The sequence below is a fragment of the Peribacillus sp. P4_C12 genome (assembly GCF_056402095.1).
In genome coordinates, this window is sequence record NZ_JBFUIB010000140.1 from 1 (window position 1) to 8,567 (window position 8,567).

8 protein-coding genes are annotated in these 8,567 nt (G+C 36.4%); 3 read left to right on the forward strand and 5 right to left on the reverse strand.

Annotation, left to right across the window (positions count from 1 at the left end; genetic code table 11):
* On the forward strand, positions 1-723 hold a 723-nt coding region (locus AC1DUW_RS16185; protein ID WP_477642962.1), incomplete at its 5' end, for an HD-GYP domain-containing protein.
* A 706-nt stretch (positions 724-1,429) separates the two neighbouring features.
* Positions 1,430-2,635, forward strand: coding sequence for a metallophosphoesterase family protein (locus AC1DUW_RS16190; RefSeq protein WP_053344754.1), 1,206 nt, complete (start codon positions 1,430-1,432; stop codon positions 2,633-2,635).
* A gap of 366 nt (positions 2,636-3,001) precedes the next feature.
* Here the strand turns inward: AC1DUW_RS16190 and AC1DUW_RS16195 are convergent, their stop codons facing one another.
* Genes AC1DUW_RS16195 through AC1DUW_RS16205 form a run of 3 tightly spaced genes read right to left on the reverse strand, consistent with a single transcriptional unit; the run spans position 3,002 to position 5,605 of the window.
* Positions 3,002-3,562 (reverse strand): TVP38/TMEM64 family protein, encoded by a 561-nt coding sequence (locus AC1DUW_RS16195; RefSeq protein WP_053344755.1) that lies wholly within the window; start codon positions 3,560-3,562, stop codon positions 3,002-3,004.
* A complete protein-coding gene (locus AC1DUW_RS16200; protein WP_477642963.1) occupies positions 3,559-4,236 on the reverse strand; it encodes a response regulator transcription factor in 678 nt (225 codons plus the stop codon). Before AC1DUW_RS16200 ends, AC1DUW_RS16195 begins: the two co-directional genes overlap by 4 nt.
* Positions 4,214-5,605, reverse strand: coding sequence for a HAMP domain-containing sensor histidine kinase (locus tag AC1DUW_RS16205; protein WP_236694868.1), 1,392 nt, complete (start codon positions 5,603-5,605; stop codon positions 4,214-4,216). Before AC1DUW_RS16205 ends, AC1DUW_RS16200 begins: the two co-directional genes overlap by 23 nt.
* Before the next feature lie 896 nt (positions 5,606-6,501).
* Between AC1DUW_RS16205 and AC1DUW_RS16210 the strand changes: the two genes are divergently transcribed.
* Positions 6,502-6,978, forward strand: coding sequence for an Lrp/AsnC family transcriptional regulator (locus AC1DUW_RS16210; protein WP_053344757.1), 477 nt, complete (start codon positions 6,502-6,504; stop codon positions 6,976-6,978).
* Between the two features lie 35 nt (positions 6,979-7,013).
* On the opposite strand, the gene AC1DUW_RS16215 is transcribed toward AC1DUW_RS16210, so the two are convergent.
* Both AC1DUW_RS16215 and AC1DUW_RS16220 read right to left on the reverse strand, forming a co-directional pair.
* Positions 7,014-7,568, reverse strand: a complete 555-nt coding sequence (locus AC1DUW_RS16215) for a chromate transporter (RefSeq protein ID WP_053344758.1) — start codon at positions 7,566-7,568, stop codon at positions 7,014-7,016.
* Entirely contained in the window at positions 7,568-8,155 is a 588-nt protein-coding gene (locus tag AC1DUW_RS16220) for a chromate transporter (RefSeq protein ID WP_053344759.1), read from the reverse strand. The genes AC1DUW_RS16215 and AC1DUW_RS16220 overlap by 1 nt, the downstream gene beginning before the upstream one ends.
* Between the last annotated feature and the right edge of the window lie 412 nt (positions 8,156-8,567).

Genomic DNA, 8,567 nt, shown 5'->3' on the forward strand with positions numbered 1-8,567 from the left:
ATTACAATCACTCCGATTCATATAGAGAATCATCTGTATTTTGTTGGGGTTTTTCGCGAATTGGAGCAATTGAAAGAAGGGATTTATCTTTCGGAAAACAAAAGAGTCGAGAACCAGAGAGAATTGTTAAAGGTCCTTGCTATTTCATGCGAAATCCGAGATCCTGGCATCGAAGAGCATTTATTGAGAGTACAAATCTTAACCGAGAATCTGGTTTTGGCACATAATCGACGAAAACATTTAGAACTATCTAAAAGCTATATTAACCATATTGCTCATGCAAGTATTTTACATGACATCGGGAAAGCGGAGATTCCTGAAGGGATTTTATATAAACCAGGTCCCTTATCTCCATACGAACGGAAAATCATTGAGATGCACCCATTAATGGGTGCTGATATTTTGAATAAGATTTCAAGGGAAATAAATCATGAGATGATCAGCAGTCTGGAAGTGGCTGAAAACATCATCACCTACCATCATGAAAAATGGGATGGAACGGGATATCCACATCGTTTGAAAGGGGAAGATATTCCATTAGAAGCTAGAATCGTAGCCATTGTGGATGTGTTCGATGCATTGATCAGCAGAAGACCTTATAAAGATTCATGGCCAGTGGAGCGAGCGTTATCTTACATACACGAACAAAAGGGAAAGCATTTCGATCCATCCATAGCGGAGACTTTCTTAGACTATTTTAAGAGCAATGATCTGATTGTATAACAAGATACATATAGAAATACCTGGGATTGTATGTAACAGAAAAGGTATTAATCGGAAGGGGGCTGCTGAGAAATCGGCAGTTTTTTTGTTTTTTTTGTAGTGGCTCTATAAAAGAGTAGCGATTCTACACCTAAGAAATAGAAATACTAGTTATGCTTGATACCAAAGTTACCTCTCGATCAACTTCTTTCTTATAAAAATCCAGCAACTATTTCAGATGAAGAATTGAAATCTATTATGGAATATGTCACTGGTGTTGGTCCAAACTTTAATAAAATAGACGAAAAATGTGAAAATGGTTAGAAAACATGAACTTCAAATCCAACATCTATTAACGTATTCATCGATGAATAAGTAGAGATTTAGAAAGGAGTTTTTGATATCTCACACATTCCTTCTTCTATTGTTTTCTTTACTTACCTTTTATATAAGGTTAATACTCTACTAATAGTTTCACCTTATTATGAAGTAAGAACTGAACTTTATAGGGTGATCTTCAATAAAATGTAAGCTTGTAATACTATAAATATCCAATCCAGTTTTTTTGCGATGAAAAACAGGGAGACTTTGTTTATAGTAATGGTTTTTTGAATTGGAACTACATAGTTTTTCTTCACGTATTTATTGTAATCCCTATATGCTCACCATTGAAGTCGATAGCTTTATCCCTATAAAACAGTTACTAGAAGAGAATGGGAGATTTATTATGAAGAATCAAGAACCACATGAAGGGTTGGATAGACGGAATTTTATTAAGGTAGGAGGAATGAGTACACTTGCCTTAACACTTGGGTTCTCTGGACTTTCAGGTGATTTATTTAGCACCACAGCACTCGCTGAAGAAAAAGATGACATTTCTCTACAATTTAATCGTAATGGAAAATTAAAAATCGTTCAATTTAATGATACACAAGATGATGAACGTATTGATCGTAGAACATTACAGCTTATGGAGAAAGTGCTTGATACAGAAAAACCTGATTTTGTTGTGCTTAATGGAGACAATATTACGGGTGGATGCGATACACCTATGGAGATGAAGCAAGCCATTAACAATGTTGCACAACCTATGGAACAAAGAGGAATCAAGTGGGCTATTACCTTTGGAAATCATGATGAAGATTCTACCCCGAAGGGCGGTCTTGATGAGGAAGACATGCTCAAAATCTATCTTTCTTATAAATACAATATGAACAAGCCTACTGTCGAAGGTATTACTGGGACAGGTAATATGAATTTACTTATAAAGGATTCAAAAGGAAAAAAGGCAGCTTTCAACCTTTGGCTACTTGACAGTGGAAGATATGCACCAAAAACCATAGCGGGTCAAGATTTCCAAGGATATCCTACGTGGGACTGGCTTCGTTTTAATCAAGTGAATTGGTATTATGAGACGTCTAAGAAGTTAGAGAGAAAATGGCGAAAAAAAATTCCTTCACTCGCTTTCATCCATATTCCTCTTTGGGAACACAGGTTTATGTGGTATGCGAGCGTAGACCAAAGAACAGACTCTAATCATGAGATTGCCGTTAAAAAGCATAATATAGTAGGAGAAAGAAATGAAGAAGAGTGTATGGGGCCAATCAACGGGGGACTGTTCTCAGCGATGCTGGAGAGAGGCGATGTCAAGGGCGTTTTTTGCGGTCATGATCATATAAACACTTACGTAGGTAATTATTACGGAATCCTGCTTGGGTATGCGGGCAGTACCGGGTTCGGTGCTTATGGTCTGCCGGGAGCTGAAAGGAACAGACTACGGGGCGCCAGAGTATTTAATCTAGATGAAAATACAGCTGAGGTTCTAGTAGAAACGCATATGGTATTCGCGAAGGACTATGGCATTGACTTGACAGCTAATGATCAGAGTATTGATCCTGTGCCTCTAGAAAACAACAAGAAAATTAAAGGGTAAAGCGGTTTTAAAGAGTTAAGTGCATTTACTTGATTTTGGACAGAATTGTCCCATTAAACAACTTCTTCCAATTGATTGTTCAATAAAGGAGTAATTCTATAATTTATATTTATCAAGCTGAAAATTACTAGACAATCGGGCGCTTATCTAGAATAACGAAATTATTAATTTATCTTTGTCAAATCATAATCTTGTAATACTACAAAAAAGGATAGATAAAGCTGATTAAGTTCTGTTTTATCTATCCTTCATTTTACCTTTTAAAAAGTGACATTATTTATTACTTCTTTGTTATCAAAACATTTCATCATAACCTTGACTTTTAATGGAAATATCAGGTTTTTTCCGTTTACATGGTCCCCTTCATTACATTTCTTTATTCTTACCTCTTTTAAAGTAAGACAAGACTACGATGATCAAAATCAATAATATTAAAATATTCCTTACAGCCTCCGATGCCTGCAACACTTGGGTCACTGAATAGGCCTCGATAAGGAGGGCGGGCAGTTTTCCAATAGATGTAGCGATGAAGAAGATTATTACACTCGTCTTACTTATTGCTGCTGTAAGATTAATTACGCCGGAAGGTATAAAAGGAAGGAGTCTAAGCATTAGGATCATCCAAAATGCACGCCATCCTTGTGAGTTTTGTAGTTGTTTTAACCATCGGTTCTTCAAGAATTTCGGTTTGAAAGATTGAAGGCCTTTTCGATATAACCAAAAGCTAATTACTGCTCCTGCAATTTCTCCAATGTAAGATAGAATTAATCCCTTTTCAAAACCAAACACAGTGATATTGGCGGCAGTGATAAATACACTTGGAATAAACCCAAGTACACTAATTAAAATGTTTAATAATACACTTACGGCAATAGAAAATGGGCCACTTGATAATAATGCTGCAGAAATGATCTCTATATCAATCAAACAGAACTCCATTTATAACCGATACCCCAAACTGTTTTCAAATGTTGGTCTACTGGAAAATCGACATGGCGCAATTTCTCTCGAATATTTCGGATATGAGAATCGATGGTCCGATCTTCTGTATCCGTTTTGAATCCCCATATGGTCGATAGCAGATGATCTCTAGAGTACACTTTGTTAGGGTATTTTAGAAGTAACCCTAACATAGAGAACTCTTTTGGTGTTAACGGGATGGCCTTAAATTGATAATGCGCTTCATAAGCAGATTCATTTAAAGTTATTCCGTTAAATTTTACATATCCCGCTGGATGATTGCGTACCCGTCGCGTCACAGCTTCGATTCTAGCAAGTAAAACTTCTTCATTAAAAGGTTTAGTCACATAATCGTCGGCTCCCTTTTTTAATCCTTTTACCATTTCTTCTGCCGCATCACGAGCGGTGAGCATGATAATGGGAACATCAGAAAACGCTCGGATTTTTTCACACGTTTCCCATCCATCCATTTCAGGCATCATCACATCTAGAATGACCAAGTCAGCCTGATTGTCCCTTAAGAACAAAAGCGCTTCTTGTCCAGAGTTCTTCTTCATGCATGTATAGCCGTGAGGTGAAAGATATAATTCTATAAGATCAAGCATTCTCTTTTCATCATCAACTAGAACTACTGTCTTCATTTTTTTTCTCCTTAAATATGATAGTGAAGCACGTACCTTGCTCTATACTACTTTTAACTGAAATGGTTCCTCCTTGAACTTCCACTAATTGCTTAACAATAGAGAGCCCCAAACCAAATCCGCCAGTAGCTCTCGCGCGTGATTTCTCAACACGGTATAAACGATCAAAAACATGGGGGATGTCTGCTCTCGGAATTCCTACTCCTTGATCTATTATAGAGATGGAAATACTTCCAATTGATTCAGTGGCTTTGATAGTAGTGACCGTATATTCATTCGAGTACTTTAGCGCATTGTCCAGTAGGTTAAGAAGAACTTGTTCAAAACGGGAAGGATCAATATCCATAAATAAATTATCCTTACACTCCAGGTTTAATTGTATATTTTTATTCGTAAAAGCAGGTAACACTTTTTCATAAACGGATTGCAGGAATGAAGAGAGAGGGACGGTTTCTTTTGAAATCGTAAATGTATTAACATCCATTCTTGCAATATTGAATAGTTCATCTAATAAACTGTTTAGTCGCTTTGATTCTTCATGGATGATCTCTAAGTATTGTGTTCTTTCTAGTATATCTAAATCTTTTCGCCGTGCAATATCAGCATAGCCCTTAATATACGTTAGTGGTGTGCGGAGTTCATGAGAGATACTTGCCAAAAATTCATTACGTTCCTTTTTTAAATAGTTTAACTCATTAGCCAAGCTTTGAATGGACTGTGCAAGTTCCCCTAATTCATCTTTTGAACGTACAGGTACAGATACAGAAAAATTCCCTTTGCTTAATTTGGTCGTTGCTTCTTTCATCGTAATAAGAGGTCTAGTCAAGGCTTTTGATAGAAAATAAATGGTTATAAGCATAAAGAAAAGGAGCAATAAAGTAGCAAAGAGAAAATGTTTGTTCAATTGAGAGATTAAATCTTCAACATCTCCGGTATTTTTGAACATATAGACATAGCCTTCATTTACTTTATCGCTGTTAAATGGTGTAACGGTGGCTATATATCTTTCTTCCTTCCAACTTGATTGGATGATTAGACCTTTTCTTGGTACTTGGGAGAGGTCCTTTTTTAAGATTTTCTTCATTCCGCTATTAACCTTTTCAGACGATAATAGGATATCGCCTTTTGTATTCGTAATCACAACATCTGTATCGGTATGTGATTCCATCAGGCCGATGTGATGAAGAGTTGAATTGTCATAAGAGATTTCTAACACGTCACGATGACTATTGCCACGTGACTTTAGTGATTCTAATTCTTGATTGATACGAGAATGAACTACTTTATTGTGTAAATAAATCATGGAAACAGTTTCAATTAAGAAAATGCATACAAACATCCATAAACCTAATTTAAATGAGATTTTCACGTGGATTCACCTTCTTATTTATTGAGAACAGTGTATCGAAAAAGTATGAAGAAAGTATGCAGATTTTTATATACTTTATCCCATTACAAAGTTAAATAAAGTAGAAATTAACATTCGCTGAGACATAGTTACTTAAATAACGATAATCTGAAGTGTAAATAGTTGCAAGGGGGACCATAAGATCTCCATACAGGATAGGGTTGGAAAATAAAACTGCGAGAAAATCGGGAAATAATATTTTAGTCTATACAAAATGTTTTGCGTAAAGGAAACATTTTATTGTGATTGAATAGAATGTAAAAAAGGAGCTGATTCATATGTGTTGTACAAACCGTACGCAAAGAAAAATAATGGTTTATTCCGCTTTATTTAAAAAAATGGGTATTCTCAATGAAGAGGAATACAAAAATATCGCGAAAACTTTTCAAACAAAGGATTGAGCATTGGGTATTCATAAGTTTTTATTCCACGTTGAACAGGTTGTAAAACCCCCACCTTTAATTTTCAAATAAGGCGGGGGACAGTCTGTAAAAATCCATATTTGTTTTTAGATTGATGTAAATTACATACTTATTGAAAAGGGTCTGCCAAAATTGGGAGCATTTTTGCTGTATATTGATTGTATGAAAACTATTTTGCTTAAGAAATAGTTTGAAGGAGTTGCTTGTGTTGCTGACATCATTAAAGTTGGAATTATTCTAACCGTGCAAACGTTATTTATTACCCTTATGGTTTGGCTATTAATCATTCATTAAGAAAACTGCCGAGGAATCGGCAGTTTTTTTGTGAATCGGAAATCGGTGTTTTAAATTGATGAGGAAAAGGCAAGTTTTGTTGTGATCCTATGGTGTTCTCTGCGATAATGAAATAAAGAAATCGAAAAGGAGTTACATAGGATGGCAGAGGACTTTAAGATTCCCAGCTTGAAAGTTGATGAGATCGATAAAAAAATCATTTCGATTTTACATGAAGATGCACGAATTTCATATACGGACTTAGCAAAGAAAGTGGAGCTTTCTAGAGTAGCGGTTCAAATGAGAATTAATCATCTTGTTGAAAACGGTGTGATTGAAAGGTTTACTGCGGTCATTAATCCAGCTAAGGTCGGTATTCAGGTTTCTGCGTTTTTTAATGTTGAGGTCGAGCCTAAATATTTGGAATCGGTGGCCAATCAACTAGAGAATGAACCAGCAGTGACGAGTTTGTATCATATGACTGGTCCAAGTAAGCTTCATATGCATGGGATCTTTACTGATAATCAAGAGATGGAACGCTTTCTTAATGAAAAGTTGTATGCGGTCAAGGGGGTTGTGAGCGTTGATTGCCAAATTCTCATTAAACGTTATAAGAGCCGGATGGGAATGAAACTTTAATATAATAAAATCCACCATTTGGTGGATTTTATTATTTATGTGAGAGGGATGATAAAACCGCCGTATGCAAAGGCAAGAATGATCACGAATGCTGGGTGAATTTTGAACTTGCCTAAAGCTAAGAAGGCCAATCCTGCGATGATAAAGGAATGGATGTAACCGATGGACCCGACAGCATCAGCGGCCATATTCCAGGTAAGCAATAGCATCATGATGGCAATCACAGGCTGCACAAGTAAGGACATGCCTTTTACAATGGGAGATTGCTTGTATTTTTGCAGGATTTTCAATAAATAAATTAAGGCTACTGCGGAAGGGATGATGGTACCAGCTAATGCAGCGAAAAATCCTGGCCAGCCATACACATCATATCCGACATATGCGGCAATTTTGGTGGCAATCGGTCCTGGAAGGGAATTGCCTAGCGCGAGCATTTGGGAGAACTCGGTATTATTAAGCCAGCCATAACGGGTGACGATTTGATCGTACATAAGCGGAATCGAAGCTGGTCCCCCGCCATAGCCGAGCATATTCGCTATGAAAAAAGCTAGAAAAACAGCTACACCAATAGGGATGATAATAAGACCCATTACGCGGATTCCTCCTTCTTATCAATCTTCTTATTTTTCAATCTATTTTTTAATTTAAAATGAAAAGCTCCATATGAAAGGAATATCATAATTACTATACCAGGATGCAGGGTTAGGACTTGGAGAAGTAAAAAAGAAATAGCAAAAAAGACGATACCGAGCACCTTTCCTAAACCTTTTACTGCCTTTTCGCCAAACTCATAAGCCATTTGACCGAGCATGACGGCTACAACTGGCATAACGGCAGCAATCATATTACTAATTATTGCTGAATTACTTAGAACATTAATGAAGGCAATCAAGAATACCATTGCCAAGCCTGAAGGTAAAATATGTGCTGCAACACTTACAAAGGCACCCGGCCATCCTTTTATTTTATAGCCAAGATACGCTGCCATCTTTGTGGCAATCGGTCCTGGGAGTGTATTGGCTATTGCCAATGTTTCCCCAAATTCATCATCGTCAAGCCATTGATAACGGGAAACAGCTTCGTGACGGATGAGAGGAATTACAGAGGGTCCCCCGCCGAATCCTAAAATCCCCGTTCGCATCATCCCAACCGTTAATTCCCTATATGGATTTTTCACAAAGATTCCTCCTTTGTTTTAAAATTTAGAATTCATTTCCATGATTATGTATTTATAATAACAAAACTAGTTTCGAAATGTACATATAATTTTAATAATAATTACGAAATGAATGATTTTTTTGTATTTAATAAGATAATAGAAGATATAAATGAAAAAATATTATCTTTTTGTCTGGGAAAGGCGAATTTAAATTACGTATGAAGAAGAAACAAGTTATAATACAATTATGGTTTATTTTTTGAAAATTCAAATAAATAAAAAGGGAGAACTTATATGACTAAATCCATAATTGGACGAAAAGTATGGTGGTAAGCCCTCATTATCTAGCATCGATGGCAGGAATTGAACTACCCACCACTTATCGACCTTACGGTCTGATTGAAGTGGGGGATTCCTAAGAACATTAGCC

Bases quoted from the DNA above. Each gene is read 5' to 3' on its own strand.
- AC1DUW_RS16190 (WP_053344754.1), top strand. From the start codon at position 1,430: ATGAAGAATCAAGAACCACATGAAGGGTTGGATAGACGGAATTTTATT.
- AC1DUW_RS16200 (WP_477642963.1), bottom strand. From the start codon at position 4,236: ATGAAGACAGTAGTTCTAGTTGATGATGAAAAGAGAATGCTTGATCTT.
- AC1DUW_RS16210 (WP_053344757.1), top strand. From the start codon at position 6,502: ATGGCAGAGGACTTTAAGATTCCCAGCTTGAAAGTTGATGAGATCGAT.
- AC1DUW_RS16215 (WP_053344758.1), bottom strand. From the start codon at position 7,568: ATGGGTCTTATTATCATCCCTATTGGTGTAGCTGTTTTTCTAGCTTTT.